This window comes from Variovorax sp. Soil_C_12, from assembly GCF_057657375.1.
In genome coordinates this window covers 799,369-821,199 of record NZ_JBDGIO010000001.1, presented here as the reverse complement: position 1 = coordinate 821,199, position 21,831 = coordinate 799,369, and the positions used below count along the sequence as shown (strand labels likewise).

The 21,831-nt window shown below is 67.4% G+C and carries 22 protein-coding genes; 15 read left to right on the top strand and 7 right to left on the bottom strand.

What is annotated here, in order from left to right:
• The 3 genes from AC3A6X_RS04090 to AC3A6X_RS04080 form a co-directional block, all read right to left on the bottom strand.
• The gene (locus tag AC3A6X_RS04090) at positions 1 to 858 is read right to left on the bottom strand and encodes a Bug family tripartite tricarboxylate transporter substrate binding protein (RefSeq protein ID WP_487840919.1); all 858 of its coding nucleotides are present in this window, start codon (positions 856 to 858) and stop codon (positions 1 to 3) included.
• 152 nt (positions 859 to 1,010) lie between these two features.
• On the bottom strand, positions 1,011 to 2,069 hold the full coding sequence (locus AC3A6X_RS04085; protein ID WP_487840918.1) for a beta-keto acid cleavage family enzyme: 1,059 nt from the start codon (positions 2,067 to 2,069) through the stop codon (positions 1,011 to 1,013).
• A gap of 169 nt (positions 2,070 to 2,238) precedes the next feature.
• On the bottom strand, positions 2,239 to 3,270 hold the full coding sequence (locus tag AC3A6X_RS04080) for an AraC family transcriptional regulator (protein ID WP_487840917.1): 1,032 nt from the start codon (positions 3,268 to 3,270) through the stop codon (positions 2,239 to 2,241).
• A 184-nt stretch (positions 3,271 to 3,454) separates the two neighbouring features.
• Here AC3A6X_RS04080 and AC3A6X_RS04075 point away from each other — a divergent pair, with 184 nt between their 5' ends.
• Together AC3A6X_RS04075 and AC3A6X_RS04070 are read left to right on the top strand one after the other, a co-directional pair.
• Entirely contained in the window at positions 3,455 to 4,306 is an 852-nt protein-coding gene (locus AC3A6X_RS04075; RefSeq protein WP_309968708.1) for a TauD/TfdA dioxygenase family protein, read from the top strand.
• A gap of 201 nt (positions 4,307 to 4,507) precedes the next feature.
• A complete protein-coding gene (locus AC3A6X_RS04070) occupies positions 4,508 to 5,080 on the top strand; it encodes an RBBP9/YdeN family alpha/beta hydrolase (RefSeq protein ID WP_487840916.1) in 573 nt (190 codons plus the stop codon).
• Here AC3A6X_RS04070 and AC3A6X_RS04065 read toward each other — a convergent pair.
• A complete protein-coding gene (locus tag AC3A6X_RS04065; RefSeq protein ID WP_487840915.1) occupies positions 5,066 to 5,980 on the bottom strand; it encodes a LysR family transcriptional regulator in 915 nt (304 codons plus the stop codon). The two genes, AC3A6X_RS04070 and AC3A6X_RS04065, sit on opposite strands and share 15 nt — an antisense overlap.
• A 243-nt stretch (positions 5,981 to 6,223) precedes the next feature.
• Here AC3A6X_RS04065 and AC3A6X_RS04060 point away from each other — a divergent pair, with 243 nt between their 5' ends.
• From AC3A6X_RS04060 to AC3A6X_RS04025, 8 genes are all read left to right on the top strand, one after another.
• The gene (locus AC3A6X_RS04060; protein WP_487840914.1) at positions 6,224 to 6,877 is read left to right on the top strand and encodes a hydrolase; all 654 of its coding nucleotides are present in this window, start codon (positions 6,224 to 6,226) and stop codon (positions 6,875 to 6,877) included.
• Positions 6,878 to 6,897: 20 nt separating this feature from the next.
• On the top strand, positions 6,898 to 7,191 hold the full coding sequence (locus AC3A6X_RS04055; protein WP_487840913.1) for a XapX domain-containing protein: 294 nt from the start codon (positions 6,898 to 6,900) through the stop codon (positions 7,189 to 7,191).
• Positions 7,192 to 7,292: 101 nt separating this feature from the next.
• Complete coding sequence (locus tag AC3A6X_RS04050; protein WP_487841098.1) at positions 7,293 to 9,182, top strand: amidohydrolase; 1,890 nt, start codon at positions 7,293 to 7,295, stop codon at positions 9,180 to 9,182.
• A 2-nt stretch (positions 9,183 to 9,184) separates the two neighbouring features.
• A complete protein-coding gene (locus AC3A6X_RS04045) occupies positions 9,185 to 9,580 on the top strand; it encodes a DoxX family protein (RefSeq protein ID WP_487840912.1) in 396 nt (131 codons plus the stop codon).
• The gene (locus AC3A6X_RS04040; RefSeq protein ID WP_487840911.1) at positions 9,573 to 11,171 is read left to right on the top strand and encodes an MFS transporter; all 1,599 of its coding nucleotides are present in this window, start codon (positions 9,573 to 9,575) and stop codon (positions 11,169 to 11,171) included. The genes AC3A6X_RS04045 and AC3A6X_RS04040 overlap by 8 nt, the downstream gene beginning before the upstream one ends.
• A 132-nt stretch (positions 11,172 to 11,303) precedes the next feature.
• Complete coding sequence (locus tag AC3A6X_RS04035; RefSeq protein ID WP_487840910.1) at positions 11,304 to 12,203, top strand: DMT family transporter; 900 nt, start codon at positions 11,304 to 11,306, stop codon at positions 12,201 to 12,203.
• A gap of 136 nt (positions 12,204 to 12,339) precedes the next feature.
• Positions 12,340 to 12,705 (top strand): HU family DNA-binding protein, encoded by a 366-nt coding sequence (locus AC3A6X_RS04030; RefSeq protein ID WP_487840909.1) that lies wholly within the window; start codon positions 12,340 to 12,342, stop codon positions 12,703 to 12,705.
• A gap of 136 nt (positions 12,706 to 12,841) precedes the next feature.
• Entirely contained in the window at positions 12,842 to 13,231 is a 390-nt protein-coding gene (locus tag AC3A6X_RS04025; protein WP_487840908.1) for a nuclear transport factor 2 family protein, read from the top strand.
• 9 nt (positions 13,232 to 13,240) lie between these two features.
• On the opposite strand, the gene AC3A6X_RS04020 is transcribed toward AC3A6X_RS04025, so the two are convergent.
• Positions 13,241 to 14,023, bottom strand: coding sequence for an IclR family transcriptional regulator (locus AC3A6X_RS04020; RefSeq protein WP_487840907.1), 783 nt, complete (start codon positions 14,021 to 14,023; stop codon positions 13,241 to 13,243).
• 125 nt (positions 14,024 to 14,148) lie between these two features.
• Here AC3A6X_RS04020 and AC3A6X_RS04015 point away from each other — a divergent pair, with 125 nt between their 5' ends.
• From AC3A6X_RS04015 to AC3A6X_RS04000, 4 genes are all read left to right on the top strand, one after another.
• On the top strand, positions 14,149 to 14,850 hold the full coding sequence (locus tag AC3A6X_RS04015) for a 3-oxoacid CoA-transferase subunit A (RefSeq protein WP_106557517.1): 702 nt from the start codon (positions 14,149 to 14,151) through the stop codon (positions 14,848 to 14,850).
• A 2-nt stretch (positions 14,851 to 14,852) separates the two neighbouring features.
• Positions 14,853 to 15,497, top strand: coding sequence for a 3-oxoacid CoA-transferase subunit B (locus tag AC3A6X_RS04010; protein ID WP_487840906.1), 645 nt, complete (start codon positions 14,853 to 14,855; stop codon positions 15,495 to 15,497).
• A 29-nt stretch (positions 15,498 to 15,526) separates the two neighbouring features.
• Positions 15,527 to 16,732, top strand: coding sequence for a 3-oxoadipyl-CoA thiolase (pcaF, locus tag AC3A6X_RS04005; RefSeq protein WP_487840905.1), 1,206 nt, complete (start codon positions 15,527 to 15,529; stop codon positions 16,730 to 16,732).
• Positions 16,733 to 16,826: 94 nt separating this feature from the next.
• On the top strand, positions 16,827 to 17,825 hold the full coding sequence (locus AC3A6X_RS04000) for a Bug family tripartite tricarboxylate transporter substrate binding protein (RefSeq protein ID WP_487840904.1): 999 nt from the start codon (positions 16,827 to 16,829) through the stop codon (positions 17,823 to 17,825).
• Here the strand turns inward: AC3A6X_RS04000 and lhpI are convergent.
• Together lhpI and rtcR are read right to left on the bottom strand one after the other, a co-directional pair.
• Positions 17,797 to 18,759 (bottom strand): bifunctional Delta(1)-pyrroline-2-carboxylate/Delta(1)-piperideine-2-carboxylate reductase, encoded by a 963-nt coding sequence (gene lhpI, locus AC3A6X_RS03995; RefSeq protein WP_487840903.1) that lies wholly within the window; start codon positions 18,757 to 18,759, stop codon positions 17,797 to 17,799. The genes AC3A6X_RS04000 and lhpI overlap by 29 nt on opposite strands.
• A gap of 8 nt (positions 18,760 to 18,767) precedes the next feature.
• Complete coding sequence (gene rtcR / locus AC3A6X_RS03990) at positions 18,768 to 20,369, bottom strand: RNA repair transcriptional activator RtcR (protein WP_487840902.1); 1,602 nt, start codon at positions 20,367 to 20,369, stop codon at positions 18,768 to 18,770.
• A 218-nt stretch (positions 20,370 to 20,587) separates the two neighbouring features.
• On the opposite strand from rtcR, the gene AC3A6X_RS03985 reads away from it, so the two are divergent.
• Complete coding sequence (locus tag AC3A6X_RS03985; protein WP_487840901.1) at positions 20,588 to 21,814, top strand: RtcB family protein; 1,227 nt, start codon at positions 20,588 to 20,590, stop codon at positions 21,812 to 21,814.
• Positions 21,815 to 21,831 lie beyond the last annotated feature (17 nt).

Genomic DNA, 21,831 nt, shown 5'->3' with positions numbered 1-21,831 from the left:
TCACTCAGGGCTGATCTTGAGCTGGAGCTTCTTGATGATGGCCTGGTTGTGGGCCGTGGTTGCCGCCAGCGTTTGCCGAAGCTGATCCAGCGAGGCATCCTGCGGAAAATCCAGGCCCTGCGCAGTCAGTGCTTCGCGGAACCTGGGCGTGCGTACCACCTTCGCCATCTCGCTCTGGATTCGATCGATGATCGGCTTGGGCGTGCTGCTCAAGACGAAGACACCGACGCTCGCATGCGGCAGGACGAAATCGGGCAACCCCACTTCGCCGAAACTCGGAACATCGGGCAGATGCTGGGAGCGCGTCGACGAGGAGACCGCATAGGCCTTGAGCTTGCCGCTCCTGATGTGCGGCACGACATTGCTCACGACTTCGAAAGTCATCTGAACCTGGTTTCCCATCAGGTCGACGAGGATCGGCGCCGAACCCTTGTACGGAACGACCAGCATGTCGTTGCCGCTCTTTTCCTTCAGCATCTCGCCCATGAGATTGGAACGCGTGCCGGCACCGTGATTCGCTACGCTGACCGATTTGGGGTTGCGCCTGGCGTGGTCGAGCATTTCCTTGACGTTGTTGGGCGGGAAGCTCGAATTGGCGACCAGCACGTGGATCATGCTGCTGGCTTCTGCGATATAGGTGAAGGTCTTGAGCACGTCATACGGCGTCTTCACGACCAGGGGTACGTCGGACATGACGCTCGACGGCCCCACCATCCAGGTGTAGCCATCGGCGGGCGCCGCCATCACGGCTCGCTCCGCCACCACGCCCGAAGCGCCTGGCTTGTTGTCCACCAGAATGGTCTGGCCGAGGTTCGGCCGCAGTTGTTCGGCGAGCAATCGAGCCACCAGGTCGGACACGCCGCCCGGCGGCGCCGGCACGACGAGTCGGATGGGCTTGTCGGGCCATTGCTGTGCCAGCGCAGGCGAAGGTGCTGCCACCCAGGACAGCGCAGCGATCGTGAGAATTCGTCGTGTCAGGAACCTTGGAACCATGTCAATTCCCCAGAGGCTCAGATCGGCTTGCGCAGGAAGCCCTGGGTGCCACCGTTGCGGTTGGGCGCGAAGCCGTTCTCCCGAAGCGTCTCGTCCGCGGTCTCGTAGAAGACGTCGAGCTTCAAGATGTCCCGTGCCTGTTGCGCCGTTGCGATGGGGCGGCCGAATTCACCGGCGATGCGCACCAGTTGCTTGATCTGCTCGACGGAGCTCATCTTGCCCGTGCGGGTCTGGTTCCAGAGCACGTCCTCGATGCCGCAGCGCACATGCAGGCCCAGGGCCATGCCGATCATGTTCACGGGCAGCACGTTGAGCACCGAGCTCTCCACCGTGATCACCGAGCCATCGGGCGCGGCGCGCAGGAAGTTGGCCAGGTTGTAGATGTTCGCCTGGTCCATGCCGCCGCTGATGGCCACCCAGTTCATCACCAGCGGGCCCTTGTAGACGCCACGGCGAATCATCCGCTCGATCGTCTCGAAGCTGTTGATGTTGTAGCACTGGAACGCACTTTGGATTCCGGCGGCCGACAGGCGACGGATGTGCTCTTCGGCCCAGCTGGGGTTCGAGGGAACGATCATGTCCTTGTAGGTTGCATAGAGGTGCGGGAATCCCCGCGAAACGCCCTTGAAGTCATCGATGCCCGCATGCTCCGTCACATTCATCTGCGTCGTGTTGACGGTGACGGTCACCTGGTCGGGCTTCGGATCGAGTTCGGCCAGCATGTGCCGCGTGTCGTCGCTCAGCCACTTGGCGGCCGAGCCATCGTCTTCCGGCGCGAAACTGATGGAACCACCCACCTGGATGACCATTTCCGGCACGCGGGCGCGCACCCCGGCGATCAGCTCATTGAACATGGACAGGCGCTTGCTGCCCTTGCCGTCCGCTTCACGCACATGCAGATGCAGCACGGTGGCGCCGGCTTCGTAGCAATCCACCGCCTTCTGGATCTGCTCCTCCATCGTGACCGGGATATCTTCCGGGAAGTCCGAGGGAATCCAGCCCGGCGCATACGGAGCGGCTGTAATGATCAGGGGCTGCTGGTTCTCTGGATACAGGTGGCCGTCGAGGAAGTTCATGATGATGGGTCTCCGAGTTGAAATGTGAACACCGGGGTGAACCGACGCCGCAAATCATCTCCCCAGCATCGCTGCCCATGCTTGACATTGCATGCCTCGTACTTGGCTTTTCATGACATCGGTCCGCCCCTTCCGGGCGGTGCCGGCTATGCCTGCGCGACGCGCAAGGTCATCGCGTTCCGCGCTGCTCGGGCTGCCGGGCGGAGCGTGCGGCCCGGCTCTCCTTGGCGCTGCAACCGAACTGCGCCTGGTACCAGCGCGAGAGGGCGCTAGGCGCGGAAAAGCCGAGGAGCATCGCCACCTCGGTCAAAGGACGATCGCTCTCGATGACATGACGCACGGCGAGTTCCTTGCGGATCTCGTTGACCATCGACGAGAAGGTCTGCCCCTGTTCCGCCAGGCCACGCTGGACCGTGCGGCACGCCACGCCCAGGTGCTCGGCCACCTGTTCGATGGTGCAGCGCCCACTGGGCAGCAGCAGAAGGATCGTGCGCCGCACGTCCTCGAGCACGGTCGGCCTCTGCGGCTCGGCCGACGCGTCGAGCAACTGCTGCGCGTAGCGCGCCATCGCCGGATCGGCGGACGGGTTGCGGGCATCGAGATCGGTCTTCGCGCAGACGATGCAGTTGAAGTCGGAGTCGAACTCGACGCAAGGGCCGAATATCCGGTGATGCACGCTGACATCGCGCGGCGCCGGGTGCTCGAAGCACACGCGCCGTGGCTGCCAGTCGGCCCCCAGAAACTGACGCATCAACCGCAGCATCACGCCGAGCGCCAGCTCGATTCTCTGGCGCGTGGGCTGTTGCGGGTTGCCGGCCTTCAGCTGCTCACGGAGAACGACCACGCCGGCGCTCTCTTCGATCATCAGCGACAGCGAACCATTGAGCAGCACCTGGTAGCGCACCAGCACGTCCAGCGAGTCGCGCAACGTGATCTGGTCGCGGATCAGCATGCCCACCGCGCCCAGGTTGGACAGCATTCGCGACTCTGCCATGCACAGACCGAAACTCTCGTTGCCCGACAGGGTTGCAGACGCCTGGAGCAGTTGCCCGACGCGTTCGACCGGGATCATGAGGTCTGGCTCGCGCAGTATGTTTGGGCTGAGCCCCGCATCGAGAAGCATCCGAACGGGATCCAGGCCACCGGCACGGGCGACCTCGCTGTAGTTGGTGAGGCTCGCAGCGCGGACCAGTGACGACATCGGAGAACGGGGGAGAAGTGGCACCGAAGGATAAGTGCCAGTCATGCAATGTCAAGCGCGGGCCTGCCCGCGCAACCACACTCTGAAGCATCAACGGCCCGTTCGACAACAGGGGACAAGCTTCATGACGCAAGAACTCAAACCGGCGCCCGCCGTGGTCCGCGCGACCTCCCTGGGCAACTCGATCCACGTCGAGCCACTCACCTGTTCGATCGGCGCCGAGCTCGGCAACGTCGACCTGGGCGCGGCGGCAGAGGATGACCTGCTGATGGCCGAGATCCGGGCGCTGCTGCTCAAGCATCGTGTCGTGTTCTTTCGCGACCAGGACATCACGCGCGCCCAGCACGTGGCCTTTGCGCGTCGCTTCGGCGAGCTGGAGGACCATCCGGTGGTGGGCAGTCATCCCGACCATCCGGGGCTGGTCCAGATCTACAAGACCCCCGAGAGTCCGCCCGAACGTCACGAGAATTCCTGGCACACCGATGCCACCTGGCGCGAGAAGCCGCCGCTTGGCTGCGTGCTGCGCTGTGTCGAATGCCCGCCTGTGGGCGGCGACACGATGTGGGTCAACATGGTGGAGGCCTATCGGCAGCTGCCCGAGGATGTCAAGGCGAAGATTGCGCCACTGCGCGCGCGGCACAGCATCGAGGCGAGCTTTGGCGCGGCCATGCCGATCGAAAAGCGCCTGGCGCTGAAGGCGCAGTTCCCGGACGCCGAGCACCCCGTGGTCCGCATCCATCCCGAAACCGGCGAGAAGGTGCTGTTCGTCAATGGCAGCTTCACGACGCATTTCACCAATTTCAATACGCCGGACAACGTGCGCTTCGGCCTGGACAAGTCGCCGGGCGCCAGTCACCTGCTCAACTTCCTTGTCAGCCAGGCCTGCATCCCCGAATACCAGGTGCGCTTTCGTTGGAAGAAGAACAGCGTCGCGTTCTGGGACAACCGCTCCACGCAGCACTACGCAGTGATGGACTACCCGCCGTGCCACCGCAAGATGGAGCGCACGGCCATCGTCGGCGACGCGCCGTACTAGTCCGCTGAATCACTGAAATCGGTCGGTGCTGTCCACCCGAGACGGGCGCGCTGCGGCGTTGCAAATGCTCGCGATACCTACGGGTATCGCTGCGCTTTGCGCCTTGCATCGCATCCCGTCTCGGGCGTCCCTCACCGCCCATTTCAATGATTCATCGGACTGGACATGAGCGACACGAAACTCGAGGAAAGAAAGCACCCGATGAGCAGCACACGACAAGCCGCGATCCTGATCGTTCCCGGCCTGCGCGACCATGTCGAGGACCACTGGCAAACGCATCTGGAACGCAAGCTCTCTTCCGTGCGCAAGGTCGTCTCCGTGCCTCCGCTGGAGACCGACAAGCTGAGCTGCGCGGCGCGCGTTGCGGCGGTCCAGCAGGCCATCGAGGCCATCGAAGGCCCCCTCATCGTCGTCGCTCACAGTGCCGGCGTCATCATGACGGTGCACTGGGCGCAGAAGCACACCCGCAAGCTCGAGGGTGTGTTGTTGGCGGCGCCGCCGGATTTCGAGTCGCCGCTCCCCGCGGGCTATCCGACGCCTGATGTCCTGCAGGCGAACGGTTGGCTGCCCGTGCCCAGGCAAGCGCTGCCCTTCCGGAGCATCGTGGCAGCCAGCACCAACGATCCGCTGGCCACGCTCGATCGCGTCACGCAGATGGCGAGCGACTGGGGCAGCGAGCTGGTCAACGTGGGGGCGCTGGGCCACATCAACCCGGCGTCAGGCTTTGGCGAGTGGTTGTTGGCCGAACAGCTCATCCAGTCACTGGAGTCCTGATCGCGGCAGCAGCGCGGGCACCAGCGATCGGTTCAGGCGCTCTCGCCACCAGCGCAGCGCTCGCCCCTCGGCGCCTGTCTTCCAAGCGAGCCAGAACGACTCGGATGGGCGCGACTCCTCGGTGGGCAGTTCCACCAGCGTTCCGCGCGCCAGCTCGCCGGCGATGCAGGCGCGCGGCAGGTGGCCATGGCCCAGGCCCTCGACCTGGCAGGCGATCTTCGCTGCCATGCTGGGCACGGTGATGCGCGGCTGTCCTGCGAGCAGACCCACGGTGCGGTCCGACAGGGAGCGGGCGCTGTCACCCACCACGATGGCGTTGCAGTGCAGCAGGTCGCCGCGCTGCAGCGGCCGGCCCAGGCGGGTGAGGGGATGGGTGGGCGCCACGCAGAACGCGAAGTCGAGGCTGCCCACCGTCACCGCCTGGTAGCCGCCGCCCGCCGGGCCCTCGCCCGCGGCGATGACGATGTCGGCGCGGCCCTCGCGCAGGGCCTCCCAGGCGCCGGTCAGGGCTTCGCAGCCGATGCGCAGCCGCGTGCCGCAGCGCAGGTCCTCGAAGGCGCGGATGTCGCCGATCAGCGCCTGGGTGGGGATGAGCGAGTCGTGCACCAGCCGCAACTCCGACTCGTAACCGGTGGCGATCTGCCGCATGCGCGACTCGAGGTCGCTCGCGGCCCCGAGCAGCCAGCGGCCTTCCTTCAGCATCTCATCGCCCGCGGATGTGAGGGTGACGCGCGGGCCATTGCGCTCGAACAGCAGCATGCCGAGCTGCTCCTCGAGCTTGGCCACCGCGTACGAGATGGTGGAGGGGACCTTGTTGAGTCGCGAGGCGGCTGCGGCGAAGGAGCCGTGGCGCGCGATGGCGTCGACGAGTTCGATGGCTTCGAGGGTGAGCTTGAGCACGTGCGGGTCCCTGGGGTTCGAGGGGCGGAAGTCGGGTCGGAAATCAATGTTCGAAAAATTCGATTGTTGGGGCTTAAAAGTTTCGTCAACAACCGATCAGAGGTCGCCATGATTGCGTCCATGCCAAGGAGATAATTCTCTGGAGGCAGATTGTGAATTCAATCGAATTCAAACGGAAGAAGAGGGTTGAACGGCCTGCTTCCTCCGCCCCTGAAACCACGCAACTCACTGAAGGAGCCTTCCATGACCGTCAAAGCAACCCCTACGCCCGGCGCCAAGCTGCTCAAGCCCACCGACCACACGCTGGTGATGATCGACTTCCAGTCGCAGATGGCCTTCGCCACCCATTCGATCGACGCGGTGAACCTGCGCAACAACGCGGCGCTGGTGGCGCAGGCAGCCGCGGGCTTCAAGGTGTCGACCATCCTCACGACGGTGGCCGAAAAGAGCTTCTCGGGCCCGATGTTCAGCGAGATCACCGACGCCTTTCCGGGCCAGGCGATGCTCGACCGCACCTCGATGAACACCTGGGAAGACGCCGCCGTGATCGAGCGCGTGAACGAGATCGGCAAGCCGCGCATCGTGCTGGCGGGCTTGTGGACCAGCGTGTGCATCGTGGGTCCGGCGCTGTCGGCGCTCGACCAGGGCTTCGAGGTGTTCGTCATCGCGGACGCCTGCGGTGACGTCTCGACTGAGGCGCACAACCGCGCCATGGAGCGCATGGTGCAGGCCGGCGCGCAGCCGATGACCTCGCTGCAGTACCTGCTCGAGCTGCAGCGCGACTGGGCCCGTGGCGAGACCTACGAACTCACTACCGGCATCGCGAAGAAGGTCGGCGGCGCCTATGGCCTGGGCGTGACCTACGCCAAGACCATGTTCGGCGCGCACGAAGGCTGATCGCGGGAAGAGTGCCGGCCATGAAGCCCTACGTCGTTTCCCTTGCGCTGGGCCTCCTGGTCGGCGTGATCTACGCGCTCTTCCAGGTGCGCTCGCCGGCACCGCCGGTGATCGCCCTGGTCGGGCTCCTGGGGATCCTGCTCGGCGAGCAGATCCCGCCGCTGGTGAAGCGGGTCTTCGACCGCGACACGGCGAGCACCTCGTGGCTGCACCACCAGGTGAAGCCGCACATGTTCGGCGAGCTGCCGAAATGCGCGCAGCCGCTGGTAGCGAACATGTCCAAGGCCCAACCGTCCGAAGAGCGAAGCTCATGACATCATCTTCCGATCCGGGGCGACGCCGCTTCCTCGGCGCGCTCGGCGCCACGCTGGCCGCCCCGGGCCTTGCGCAAACCACCGACTCGATCAAGCCTGCCATGCCCGACACCCAGACCCCCGACCTGATCCTGCACAACGGCCGCATCACGACGCTGGACCGCGCCAACCCCAGCGCCACCGCTGTGGCCATCCGGGATGGCCGCTTCATCGGCGTGGGCCGCTCGGAAGACGTGCTGCCGCTGGCCGGGCACCACACCCGCGTCATCGACCTCATGGGCCGGCCCGTGCTGCCCGGCCTCATCGACAACCATATCCACATCATCCGCGGCGGGCTCAACTTCAACCTCGAGCTGCGCTGGGACGGCGTGCGCAGCCTCGCCGATGCAATGGCGATGCTCAAGCGCCAGGTGGCGATCACGCCGGCCCCCCAGTGGGTGCGCGTCGTCGGCGGCTTCACCGAGCATCAGTTCACCGAGAAACGCCTGCCCACCATCGAGGAGCTCAACGCGGTGGCACCCGACACGCCGGTGTTCATCCTCCACCTCTACGATCGCGCGCTGCTCAACGCCGCCGCGCTGCGCGCCGTGGGCTACACCAAGGACACGCCGCAGCCGCCCGGCGGCGAGATCACGCGGGATGCCAACGGCAACCCCACTGGCCTGCTGCTGGCCAAGCCCAACGCGGCCATCCTCTACGCCACCCTCGCCAAGGGGCCGAAGCTGCCGGTCGAATACCAGCTCAACTCCACCCGCCATTTCATGCGCGAGCTCAACCGCCTGGGCGTGACCGGCGCCATCGACGCCGGCGGCGGCTTCCAGAACTACCCCGAGGACTACCAGGTCATCCAGCAGCTCGCCGATGCCGGCCAGCTCACCATCCGCCTGGCCTACAACCTGTTCACGCAGAAGGCCAAGCAGGAGAAGCAGGACTTCCTGAACTGGACCGCGAGCTCGAAGTACAAGCAGGGCGACGACTACTTCCGCCACAACGGCGCGGGCGAGATGCTGGTCTTCTCGGCCGCCGACTTCGAGGACTTCCGCCAGCCGCGGCCCGACATGGGGCCGGAGATGGAAGGCGAACTGGAAGAGGTGGTGCGCATCCTGGCGCAGAACCGCTGGCCCTGGCGCATGCATGCCACCTACGACGAAACCATCACCCGCGCGCTGGATGTCTTCGAGAAGGTGAACCAGGACATTCCGCTCGCGGGCCTGAACTGGTTCTTCGACCATGCCGAGACCATCTCGGAGAAATCCATCGACCGCATCGCCGCTTTGGGCGGCGGCGTGGCGGTGCAGCACCGCATGGCCTACCAGGGCGAGTACTTCGTCGAGCGCTACGGTGCCCGGGCGGCCGAGGCCACCCCGCCGGTCAAGCGCATGCTGGAGAAGGGCGTGAAGGTCTCCGCCGGCACCGATGCGACCCGCGTCGCCTCCTACAACCCGTGGGTGTCGTTGTCCTGGCTGATCACCGGCAAGACCGTCGGCGGCCTGCAGATCACCCCGCAGCGCAACTTGCTCGACCGCGAGTCCGCGCTGCGGATGTGGACCGAGAAGGTGACCTGGTTCTCCAACGAGGAGGGCAAGAAGGGGCAGGTCGCGGTGGGCCAGTTCGCCGACCTGGTCGTACCGGACCGCGACTTCTTCGCGTGTGCCGAATCGGAGATCGCCGACACGACGGCGCTGCTCACGATGGTGGGCGGCAAGGTGGTCTACGCGGCCGGCGACTTTCAGCCGCATGACGAGGGAGCCCCGCCGCCGGCCATGCCCGACTGGTCGCCGGTGCGCCGCTACGGCGGCTACGCCGGCTGGGGCGAGAAGGAAGGCGCCCCCCTGCAGAAGGCATTGCGCCACGCGGCCGCGGCCTGCGCTTGCACGAACGGCTGCGGCATCCATGGCCACAGCCACGCGTCGGCCTGGGCCAGCAAAGTGCCGGTGTCCGATCTCAAGAGCTTCTGGGGCGCGCTCGGCTGCGCCTGCTGGGCGGTGTGACCATGCACTGGACCGCTTCTCCCGTTCTGCGCTGGATCGCCTTGCTGCTGCTGTGCGCCGCCTACTTGCAGGGCGGGTTGCAGAAGGCGCTGGACTTCCCGTCGGCCGTCGCCGAGATGAACCACTTCGGCCTCTCGCCCGCCGCCCCGCTGGCGATCGCGGTCATCGTGCTGGAGCTGGGCGCCGCGGCGCTGATCCTCGCGGGGCGCCTGCGCTGGCTGGGCGCGCTGGCGCTTGCGCTCTTCACGCTGATGGCGACCTTCGTGGCGCTGCGCTTCTGGGAGATGCCGCAGCCGGCGCGCTTCATGGCCGCCAACGCCTTCTTCGAACACCTGGGCCTGGTCGGCGGCTTCCTGCTCGTCGCCTGGCAGGACCTGCGGGAGCGTGCCCATGTCTGACCTCCAGCCCGGCGCCAGGGCGGGCGTTCAGCCGGGTGCCTTCGCCCCGCTGCGCCAGCCGGTCTTCGCGGTGCTCTGGGCCGCCACGGTACTTGGCAATATCGGCAGCTTCATGCGCGACGTGGCGAGTTCCTGGCTGGTGACGGACCTGTCGGCCAGCCCGACCGCGGTGGCGCTGATCCAGACGGCGGCCACCTTGCCCATCTTCCTGCTTGCCATCCCGGCCGGGGTGCTGTCGGACATCCTCGACCGGCGCCGCCTCCTGATCTGCGTGCAGCTGGTGCTCGCGGCCGTCAGTGGCGCGCTGCTGGTGCTCTCAAGTAGCGGCGCGCTGACGGTGGAATACCTGATCGCGCTGACTTTCGTCGGCGGCATCGGCGCGGCGCTGATGGGGCCGACCTGGCAGGCGATCGTGCCCGAGCTGGTGCCGCGCGCCGACCTCAAGGGCGCGGTGGCCTTGAACTCGCTGGGTATCAACATCGCGCGCTCGATCGGGCCGGCGGCGGGCGGGCTCATCCTCGCGAGCTTCGGCGCAGCGGTCACCTACGGATTGGACGTATTGAGCTACGTGTTCGTGATCGCGGCGCTGCTGTGGTGGAAGCGCCCGGCGGCCGCCGACAGCGCGCTGTCGGAGAACTTCCTCGGCGCCTTCCGCGCGGGACTGCGCTACACCCGCGCCAGCCGCGAGCTGCATGTGGTGCTGCTGCGCGCGGCGGTGTTCTTCGTGTTCGCGAGCTCGGTGTGGGCGCTGCTGCCGCTGGTGGCGCGCCAGATGCTCGCCGGCGGCGCCGATTTCTACGGCGTGCTGCTGGGCGCGGTGGGCGCGGGTGCCATCGGCGGCGCACTGGTGATGCCGCGGCTGCGCGCCCGGCTCGACGCAGATGCCATGCTGCTGCTGGCCGCGCTGCTCACCGCCGCGGTGATGGGCAGCCTGGTCTTTGCGCCGCCGAAGTGGCTGGCCGTGGCGCTGCTGCTGTTGCTGGGGCTGGGGTGGATCGTGGCGTTGACGACGCTCAACGGCGTGGCGCAGTCCATCCTGCCGAACTGGGTGCGCGGCCGCGGGCTGGCGGTGTATCTCACCGTGTTCAATGGTGCGATGGCGGCGGGCAGCCTGGGCTGGGGCCTGGTGGCGCAGGCCATCGGCGTGCCGGGCACGCTCCTGGCAGGCGCGCTGGGACTGGTGGTGGCGGGCCTGCTGTTCCACCGCGTGAAGCTGCCCAAGGGCGAAGCCGACTTGCAGCCCTCCAACCATTGGCCCGAGCCGCTCTTGGCCGAACCCGTGCCCCACGACCGCGGGCCGGTGATGATCCAGGTCGAGTACCGCATCCGCAAGGACGACCGGCCGGCATTCCTCGAGGCCGTGAAGCGCCTGTCGCTGGAGCGCCGCCGCGACGGTGCCTATGCCTGGGGCATCCACGAGCACACCTCCGATCCCGAGCGGGTGATGGAGTGGTTCCTCGTCGAGTCGTGGGCCGAGCACCTGCGCCAGCACCACCGGGTGTCGCACGCCGATGCCGATCTGCAGGGCGAGGTGCTGCGCTTTCACATCGGGCCCGGCAAGCCCGAGGTGCATCATTTCCTGGCGCTGTGAACCGGGTGGGTCGCCAGGGCCCGCAAGGGCAGACGGGCTGCGCCGCGGCGAAGTAAAGGTTGGCGGCAGGGGTCGGGCCCGAGGCGACAATACGGGCGCTCGCCACCCGACCAAAGCCCCACCCCCTCCCGCATGAACAACAAAGTCACCGGCACGCTCCAGATGATGGCGGCCATGCTGATCTCCGGAACCATCGGCTGGTTCGTCGTCTACTCCGGGCAGCCGGTCATTCAGCTGTTGTTCTGGCGCTGTGTCTTCGGGGCGGCGACATTGCTAGTGGTCTGTGCGTTCACCGGGTCGTTGCGCGGCAGGCTCACGCTCAGGCAGGTCGGCTGGGCCGCCCTCGGCGGCGTGGCCATCGTCCTCAACTGGCTTTTAATCTTCGCCTCCTTCTCGCGGGCCTCGATCTCCGTCGCCATTGCCGTCTACAACACGCAGCCCTTCATTCTGATCGGCCTCGGCGCCATCTTTTTTGCCGAGCGCATCACCGCCGCCAAGCTCGCGTGGCTGGGCATCGCGTTCGCGGGTGTGCTGCTCATCGTGCAGGCCAGGCCGTCGGCTGCAGCCTATGCCGGTCCGGACTCGGCCTACATCTCCGGGGTATTGATGGCCCTCGGTGCGGCGTTCTTCTACGCCATCTCGGCGATCGTGACCAAGAAGCTCGGCGATACGCCGCCGCACCTCATCGCGTTGATCCATGTCCTGGTCGGCACTCTCATGATCGCGCCCTTCGCGGACCTGAGGCATCTTCCCTCCGACTACCGCGTCTGGGGCGATTACGTGGTGATGGGCGCGGTGTACACCGGCCTGGTGTTCGCGCTCCTGTACGGCGCGATCCAGAAGCTGCCGACGCACTCGGTGGGCGCGCTGTCCTTCCTCTACCCGATCGTCGCCATGGTGGTGGACTTCGTCGCCTTCGACCACCGGCTCAAGCCGCTGCAACTCGTCGGCTCGGCGGCCATCGTGATTGCCGCTGCCGGAATGACGCTCGGCTGGTCCTTGAATCGGACCAAGGCCTTCCCGCAGGCCTGAGCGCCCCGGCCCTCGCAGGACCCCGCGGGGACTGCTCGCCAGAGCCCTTCCTTCGGAGCCAGTACACTCCGCCCGCCCCGGCATCGGCCGGGGCCGCTGCTGGCAACGCGGCGTGTCTCAATCCAAGGAACCCTGAATGAACCGAATCGAACTGGTCGAGAAGATCGCCACCGCCCACACTCTGAGCAAGGCCGAAGCCGCGCGCGTCCTCGAAACAGTCACCAGCGCCATCGTCAACGCCGTGAAGAAGGACGACCCGGTCCAGATCGTCGGCTTCGGCACCTTCAAGCAGGTCGCCCGCGCCGCGCGCTCCGGCTTCAATCCCCAGGCAGGCACGAAGATCAAGATCGCCGCGACCAAGGTGCCGAAGTTCGTGCCGGGCGCCGCCTTCAAGGCCGCCATCGACCCGAAGGCCGCCAAGCGCAAGGCCGAGAAGGCTGCGGCCAAGCCTGCCGCGAAGAAGGCTGCTGCGCCGAAGAAGGCCGCTGCCAAGAAGAAGTAAGCCATGGCGATGGCCGGTCCTGCAGGGCCGGCGATGCTGAACCGAAGCCGCCCACCAGGCGGCTTTTTTCTTGACGCCCCGCGCAGGGCGGGTCGGCTATGCTCGCGCGAGACGACACAATTCCCGGAGGTTGCCGATGACAGAGACTCCGCTCGCCACCTGGCATGAACTCGTGCGCACCCGCAACGCGAAGGGCCTGGACGCGCTCCTCGCGAACGAGGTCGTCTTCCATTCCCCGGTCGTCCACACGCCGCAATCCGGGAAGGCCGTGACGCTGCAGTACCTGTCCGCCGCCTTCAACGTCTTCTTCAACCCGTCGTTCCGCTATGTGCGCGAACTCGTCGGCGAGCGCGACGCGGTGCTGGAGTTCCTGGTCGAGATCGAGGGAATCGCCGTCAACGGCGTCGACATGATCCGGTGGGACGACCAGGGGCGGATCGTCGATTTCAAGGTCATGATCCGTCCGCTGAAGGCCATCAACCTGATCCACCAGAAGATGGCGGCGATGCTGCAGGCGAACCAGTAGCCTGCCCGATCAGAGGAGGCGCGAGATCTCCCGCGCCGCCTCCACCAGCGCCGGCAGCATCGTCTCCTGCATCACCTTCGCGCTGGTCCGGTTGGCTTGCCCGCTGATGTTGAGCGCGGCCACCATGCGCCCGCCCCGGTCGACGATCGGCGCGGCGATCGAGATCAGGCCCTCTTCCAGCTCCTGGTTCACCAGGCACCAGCGCTGCCGCCGCGCCTGCAGCACCTTGGCGACGAGCGTGTCGATGTCGGTCAGCGTGTGCCGCGTGAGGGGCTCGACGTTCGAAGCCTCGAGGCGCGCGCGCAGCGCCTCGTCGTCCAGGTCGGCCAGCAGCAGCCGGCCCATCGACGTGCACCAGGCCGGCAGGCGCGAGCCCACGCCCAGGCTGATGCGCATGATCTTGTGGGTGGAAACGCGCATCACGTAGACGATGTCGGTGTCGTCGAGCACCGCGGCCGAGCAGGACTCCTGCACCTGCTGCACCAGCGCCTCCATGACCGGCTCGGCGCGGTTCCAGATCGGCATCGACGACAGGTAGGCAAAGCCCAGGTCGAGGATGCGCGGGGTCAGCGCGAACAGCTTGCCGTCGAAGTCCACATAGCCCAGCGTCTGCAGCGTGAGCAGGATGCGCCGCGCGCCCGCGCGCGTCAGCCCGGTTGCGGCCGCGACCTCGCTGAGCGTCTGGCGCGGCGCGCGCTCGCTGAAGGAGCGGATGACCTGCAGCCCGCGCGCGAAGGACTGGACGTAGCTGTCGCCGGGCGTGGGGGCGGTGGGGTTGTTCAGGGTTGCCATGAGGAGCGATCTTCTTTAGAATTCATTATACGAACACATGTTCGAGATACGAACAAACTAGAACATTGTGCTCCACGCCTGAAGCCGAGGCCTTCGGCTTTTCCCTTACCCCGGAGACAGATTCCATGATCAACAAGATCGCCCGCTCGATCGCCGATGCCATGGCCGGCATCCCCGACGGCGCCACGGTCCTCATCGGCGGCTTCGGCACGGCCGGCATTCCCAACGAGCTCATCGACGGCCTGATCGAGCAGGGCGCCAAGGAGCTCACCGTCGTCAACAACAACGCGGGCAACGGCGACACCGGCCTGGCTGCGCTGCTGAAGGCCGGGCGGGTGCGCAAGATCATCTGCAGCTTCCCGCGCCAGGCCGACAGCTACGTGTTCGACGAGCTCTACCGTTCCGGCAAGCTGGAGCTCGAGCTGGTGCCGCAGGGCAACCTGGCCGAGCGCATCCGCGCGGCAGGCGCGGGCGTCGGCGCCTTCTTCTGCCCCACGGGCTACGGCACGCAGCTGGCCGGCGAGCGCGAGACGCGCATCATCGACGGCAAGCAATACGTGCTGGAGTACCCGATCCGCGGCGACGTCGCGCTGATCAAGGCCGAGCAGGGCGACCGCTGGGGCAACCTCACCTACCGCAAGGCGGCGCGCAACTTCGGCCCGGTGATGGCCATGGCGTCCGACCGCACCATCGCCACCGTGCACGAGATCGTGGAGCTGGGCCAGATGGACCCCGAGACCGTCGTCACCCCGGGCATCTTCGTCAGCAATATCGTCAAGATCGACCGCGTGGCCACGCAAGCCGGCGGGTTCAAGAAGGCAGCATGACCATGAGCAACTATCAACGCCGCACCAAGGACCAGCTCGCCGCGCGGGTCGCACAGGACATCTTCGACGGCGCCGTCGTCAACCTGGGCATCGGCCAGCCCACGCTGGTGGCCAACCACCTGCCGGCCGGCCGCGAGGTCATCCTGCACAGCGAGAACGGCATCCTCGGCATGGGCGCGGCACCTGCCGCGGGGCAGGAAGACTACGACCTCATCAACGCCGGCAAGCAGCCCGTCACGCTGCTGCCGGGCGGCGCCTACTTCCACCATGCCGACAGCTTCGCCATGATGCGCGGCGGCCACCTCGACATCTGCGTGCTCGGCGCCTTCCAGGTCTCGGCCACCGGCGATCTGGCGAACTGGAGCACGGGCGAGGAGGGGGCCATCCCCGCCGTCGGCGGCGCGATGGACCTGGCCATCGGCGCGAAGCAGACCTGGGTCATGATGGACTTGCTGACCAAGAAGGGCGAGAGCAAGATCGTCGCGCAGTGCACCTACCCGCTGACCGGCATCGGCTGCGTGAAGCGCGTGTACGCCGACCTCGCCACGCTCGAATGCACGCCCGCAGGCTTGAAGCTGATCGACAAGGTCGAGGGGCTGGAGCATGCGGAGCTCGAGAAGCTGGTCGGATTGCCGATCGCTGCTTGAGACAGACACATCCCAACGAGACAAAGACCATGACGAACCAAGCCTTCATCTGCGACGCTGTTCGCACCCCCTTCGGCCGCTACGGCGGCTCCCTCTCCAGCGTGCGCGCCGACGACCTGGGCGCCGTGCCGATCAAGGCGCTGATGGAGCGCAACAAGAACGTCGACTGGCAGGCCGTGGCCGACGTGCTCTACGGCTGCGCCAACCAGGCCGGCGAGGACAACCGCAACGTGGCGCGCATGTCGGCGCTGCTGGCGGGGCTGCCGCTCGAAGTCGGCGGCGGCACCATCAATCGCCTGTGCGGCTCGGGCCTCGATGCGCTCGGCAGCGCGGCGCGCGCCATCAAGGCCGGCGAGGCGGGGCTGATGATCGCGGGCGGCGTGGAGAGCATGAGCCGCGCCCCCTTCGTCATGCCCAAGGCCGAGAGTGCTTTCAGCCGCAACAACGCGGTGTACGACACCACCATCGGCTGGCGCTTCGTCAACAAATTGATGAAGGCGCAGTACGGCGTCGACTCCATGCCCGAGACGGCCGAGAACGTCGCCACCGACCACAAGATCGAGCGCGAGGCACAGGACCGCATGGCGCTGGCCTCGCAGCAGCGCGCCGTGGCGGCGCAGAAGTCGGGTTTCTTCGATGCCGAGATCGTGCCGGTCAGCGTGCCGCAGAAGAAGGGCGATGCGATCGTCGTGAACAAGGACGAGCATCCGCGCGACACCAGCCTGGAGGCCCTGGCCAAGCTCAAGGGCGTGGTGCGCCCCGACGGCACGGTGACGGCGGGCAACGCCAGCGGCGTGAACGACGGCGCCTGCGCGCTGCTGCTGGCCGACGAGGCGGGCGCGGCGAAGCACGGCTTGACGCCGCGCGCCCGCGTGGTCGGCATGGCCACCGCCGGCGTGCCGCCGCGCGTGATGGGCATCGGCCCGGCGCCGGCGACCGAGAAGGTGCTGAAGCTCACCGGCCTGAAGCTGGACCAGATCGACGTGATCGAGCTCAACGAGGCCTTCGCTGCGCAGGGCCTCGCGGTGCTGCGCCTGCTGGGCCTGAAGGACGACGATGCGCGCGTCAACATCAACGGCGGCGCGATCGCGCTGGGCCACCCGCTGGGCGCCAGCGGTGCGCGGCTGGCGACCACCGCGGTCAACCAGCTGCACAAGGGCGGTGGCCGCTATGCGCTGTGCACCATGTGCATCGGCGTGGGGCAAGGCATCGCGGTGATCCTCGAACGCGTCTGACCGGCCTCGTCCGGCGTGGGCTGCCGCCGGATCGGCCGGCAGCGGCAGGGGCTGCCTGCGCGCAGCTCAAGAATTTCAATATCGGAGACTTTCCATGTTTTTCAGCTCCCTGATCTCGCGCCGTGGCCTCACGGCACTGGCTGTCGCCCTGGCCGCGGGCGGCCTGCTGCCCGCCACCGCGAGCGCCCAGCAGTTCCCGAGCAAGCCGGTGCGCATCATCACGCCCTTCCCGGTGGGCGGCGGACCCGACGGCGTCGCGCGCCTGTTGGCGGACAAGCTCTCGCGCGCCTGGGGCCAGCCGGTGGTGGTCGAGAACCGCCCGGGCGGCAACGGCTTCATCGCCATCGATGCCTGGAAGCGTGGCGCCAAGGACGGGCACGACCTGCTGGTGCTCGACAACGTGCACCTCGCGGCCTATCCGGCGCTGTTCAAGAAGCTGCCCTACGACCCGGCCAAGGACTTCGACGCGCTGCTGCCGTTGTTCAAGGCCTACTTCTTCTTCACCGTGCCCACCAACAGCAAGTACAAGACGGTGGGCGACCTGATCGCCGACGCCAAGGCCAATCCGGGCAAGCTCAACTACGGCTCCTGGTCGGTAGGCAACCCGGTGCACCTGGGCTCGGAGCTCTTCGAGTCGGCCACCGGCACGCAGATGGAGCATGTGATCTACAAGGAGACGACGCAGCTCTACACCTCGGTGTCCACCGGCGAGCTCGCCTTCGCGCTGGGCACCAGCGCCACCGCCGGCCCGCTGTACCGCGCCGGCAAGCTGAAGTTCCTGGCGGCGGCGGCGCCTCAGCGCGTGTCTGCTTTCCCGGACGTGCCGACGGTGGCCGAATCCGGTGGGCCCAAGGGCTTCGAGGTGACAGGCTGGAACGCGATCGCGGTGCCGCAGGGCCTGCCCCCGGCGGTGACCGACAAGATCAAGCGCGACATCGAGAAGGGGCTGGCCGAGGCCGACGTGCAGGAGAAGTTCAAGAGCTTCGGCTACGAGCCCTTCCCGACCACGCGCGACCAGTTCAACCAGTTCGTGAAGAGCGAGACGCAGCGCTTCGGCGATGTGATCAGGAAGGCGAACGTCTCGCTGGATTGAACTGATCCGCGGCCTGCCACACCAGCGTGGCGGCCGCGAGATCCTCGAGCGCGCTGCCGACGGCCTTGAAGACGGTGCGCTCCGTGTCGCTCGCTCGGCCGCCGCGCACGCCTTTGCACAGGTCGGCGAGCGTGGCCTGAACCGCATCGCGCGCCAATGTGCCGGCCGCGAACGCATCGAGCAGGTCGCCGGCCTTCAGCAGCGCCTCCTCGGTATCGACGAAGGTCCGCGCCCCGGCAAAGCACGCCGGGTCGGCCTCGCGCATCTGCGGCGTGAAGCTGCCGATCAGGTCCAGGTGCGACCCCGGTGCGAGCCACGCGCCCTTGACCAGCGGCGAGGTGGCGAGCGTCGCGCAGCTCACGATGTCGGCGCTGCGCACGGCGGTCTCCAGGTCGGTCGCGGCACGCGCATTCCAGCCTTCGCCGCGCCATTGCGCCGCCAGGGCCTCCGCACCTTCGGGGCGGTGGTTCCAGATCCACACCTCGTCGATCGCACGTGCGCCGGCGTGCGCGGCCGGCAGTAGCCTGGCGACCCGGCCGGTGCCGAGCACGAGCAGCCGCCGTGCATCCCTTCGCGCGAGGAAGGACGCGCCCAGCGCCGAGGCCGCGGCCGTCCGGTGCGCCGTGATCTCGTTGCCGTCCATCATCGCCAGCGGCACGCCGGTGTGCGCGTCGTAGAGCACATAGGTCGCGTGCAGCCCCGGCAGCCCGCGTGTGCCGTTGCCGGGAAAGATGTTGATGGTCTTGATGCCGAGGAAGCCCGCCTCGCTCCAGGCCGGCATGATCAGCAGCGTGCCGTGGTCGTTGCCCGCCTCGACGGCGTGCACGTGGCGCGGCGGGACCGTGGCCTCGCCCGCGAAGGCCGCGCGCAGGGCGGGGATCAGGCGGGCGAAATCCAGGGCGGATCGGGTGGCGTCGGCGTCGAAATGCTGCATGGCGGGCCTCAAGGGGGTGACAACTGGCTCCATTGGAGCCCGTACTTGGCCAGGTACTTGCGCAGCCGGTCGGCGTCGTTGACCACCGAGCGCTGCGCGCGCGAGGCCTGGAACAGCTGGCGGCCGGCGTCCGAGAGCGTGCGCGCGCCGCGGCACACGCGCAGCACGGCCTCGAGCTGCAGGCGGTCGAAGAGGTCCAGCTCGGCCTCGCGTTCGGGACCGAGCAGACTGCCGAGGTCGACCGTCCCCGGCCCGCCGGCGGGCGTGCCGCGCTTCCACAGCCAGCGCAGCCGCGCGATCTCGGCATCGACCAGCGCGGTCGTGATGCGCCCGCCGTCGGCCAGCGTCGCCAGCCGCGTCACGCTGGCCGAGAGGTCGCGGAAGTTGCCGCTCCAGTGCGCCTCGGGGCTGCGCGCGAAGCGCAGGTAGGCGGCGCGCGCCTCGGCGTTGAAGCGCGCGACGCGGTGGTTCTCGGCCGCGTGCAGGGCCAGCAGGTGGTCGATGTTGGGCTCGATGTCCTCGGGGCGTTGCGCGAGGCCGGGCAGGTCGTAGGTCCAGAGGTTGATGCGCGCGAAGAGGTCTTCGCGAAAGCGCCCCTCGGCCACGTCGCTGCGCAGGTCGCGGTTGGTGCCGGCGATGAGCTGGAAGTCGCTCGCCACCTCCTTGTCGGCGCCGACCGGGAAGAAGCGCTTCTCCTCGATGGCCTTGAGCAGCATGGCCTGCTCGTCGAGGCCGAGTTCGCCGATTTCGTCGAGGAACAGCACGCCCTGGTGAGCGGTGCGCAGCAGGCCCGCGCGGTCGCCGGCGGCGCCGGTGAAGGCGCCCTTCTTGTGGCCGAAGAGCGTGGAGGCCGCGCCGTCGCCGCGCAGCGTGGCGCAGTTCACTTCGACGAAGGGGCCCGTGGCCTGGTGGCGCGACTGCTTGAGCTCGAACATGCGCCGCGCCAGGAAGGACTTGCCCGCGCCCGTGGGGCCGGCGAGCAGGATCGGCGCGCGCGAGCGCACGGCCACGCGCTCGATCTCGTCGATGAGCGCGTTGAAGCGCGCATTGCGCGTGGCGATGCCGCTCTTCAGGAAGGCGACGGCGTCGCGCTGCTCGGCGTCGAAGCGGCGCGCCATCGCGTCGTAGCGCGAGAGGTCGAGGTCGATCAGCACGTACTTGCCGGGATCGCCCTCGCGCTGTCGCCTGGGCGGCGAGGTCTGGACCAGCACGCCGGGGATCACGCGCGATTCCGCCAGCAGGAACATGCAGATCTGAGCGACGTGGGTGCCGGTGGTGATGTGCGCCCAGTACTGCTCGCGCTCGGTGTCGAAGGGATAGGCGCGGGCCCAGTCGTACAGGCCGGTGTAGACCTCGCCGAAATCCCAGGGGTCCTCGAGCTCGAGCGGCACGAGCCGGACGGTGGTCTCGGGCGAGACGGTGTCGATGTCGGCCTGGACCCGCTCCGCCAGCGCCTGGTGCCGCGGCGTGTAGAGGAGCTCCAGGCGCGCGACCGCCATGTCCTCGTGCTGCGCGAGCGAGACGGTGGGGCGCCACTTCTCCCAGCGGCCCGCGCCCTGGCCGGCGTCGAGCTGGGTGCCGAGGAAGCCGATGACGACGATGGATTTCATCTGGATAAACAGCTAGCTAATATTCTAATGAATGAAGGCCATGCGCAGCGGGGGCTTCAGTGCCGTCCAGGCAAAAAGACCTTTGCCATCAAGGACTTGATCCGGTCTGAGGTTCGTCGTGCCGACTTGGCACACTCTTCGCAAACAGGACGGCAAGCGCCGTTGTGGCGTGAGTCGGGGAGGGTGCAATCGGCACCCTCCCGAACGCAGGAAAAGTCATGCAAGAAAAGAACTACGAAGTGCACCCCGTCGAGAACGGCGTGCCGGTGAAGATGTGGACCCGCGGCGTGCCGGTCGAGGACGAGGCACGGCGACAGCTCGAGAACGCCGCGCGCCTGCCCATCGTGTTCAAGCACATCGCGGCCATGCCCGACGTGCACTACGGCATCGGCGCGACCGTGGGTTCGGTGATCCCGACCTTCAAGGCCATCATTCCGGCCGCGGTGGGCGTGGACATCGGCTGCGGAATGATGGCGTGCAAGACCACGCTGCACGCCAACGACCTGCCCGACAACCTGGGCCCGCTGCGCTCCGCAATGGAGAAGGCCGTGCCGCACGGCAGCAACCCCAAGCGCATGGGCCGCGACAAGGGTTCGTGGGAAACCCCACCCGACGAGACCGATGCCGCCTGGGCCCATCTGGTCGACGAGTTCGAGGCGATCTGCGAGGACTACCCGCGTCTGAAGAACACCAACAACCACAAGCACCTGGGGACGCTGGGCACGGGCAACCATTTCATCGAGGTCTGCCTCGACGAAGCGGGCGCGGTGTGGTTCATGCTGCACTCGGGTTCGCGCGGCGTGGGCAATGCCATCGGCACCCACTTCATCGAGCTCGCGAAGAAGGACGCCGAGCAACACCAGCGCAACCTGCCCGACCAAGACCTGGCCTACTTCGAGGAAGGGGCCAGGTACTTCGGCGACTACGTGCGCGCCGTGGGCTGGGCCCAGAAGTTCGCGCGCGCCAACCGCGAGGTGATGATGCGGCGTGTGGTCGCGGCCGCACGCAAGGTGATCGGCAAGGCCTTCGAAGCGCATGTGGAGGCGGTGAACTGCCACCACAACTACGTGCAGCGCGAAACGCACTTCGGCCAGGAGGTGCTTGTGACCCGCAAGGGCGCGGTGAGCGCGAAGGCCGGCGAGCTGGGGATCATTCCCGGCAGCATGGGCGCCAAGAGCTACATCGTGCGCGGCAAGGGCAACCCGGAGAGCTTCATGAGCTGCAGCCACGGCGCCGGTCGCAAGATGAGCCGCACCAAGGCGAAGAAGCTCTACACCGTGGCCGACCAGATCGCCGCGACCCAGGGCGTGGAATGCCGCAAGGACGCCGACGTGATCGACGAGATCCCGATGGCCTACAAGGACATCGACGCGGTGATGGAGGCGCAGAAGGACCTGGTGGAGGTGGTGTACACGCTCAAGCAGGTGGTGTGTGTGAAAGGATAGGGCGAGGGCAGGAGCCT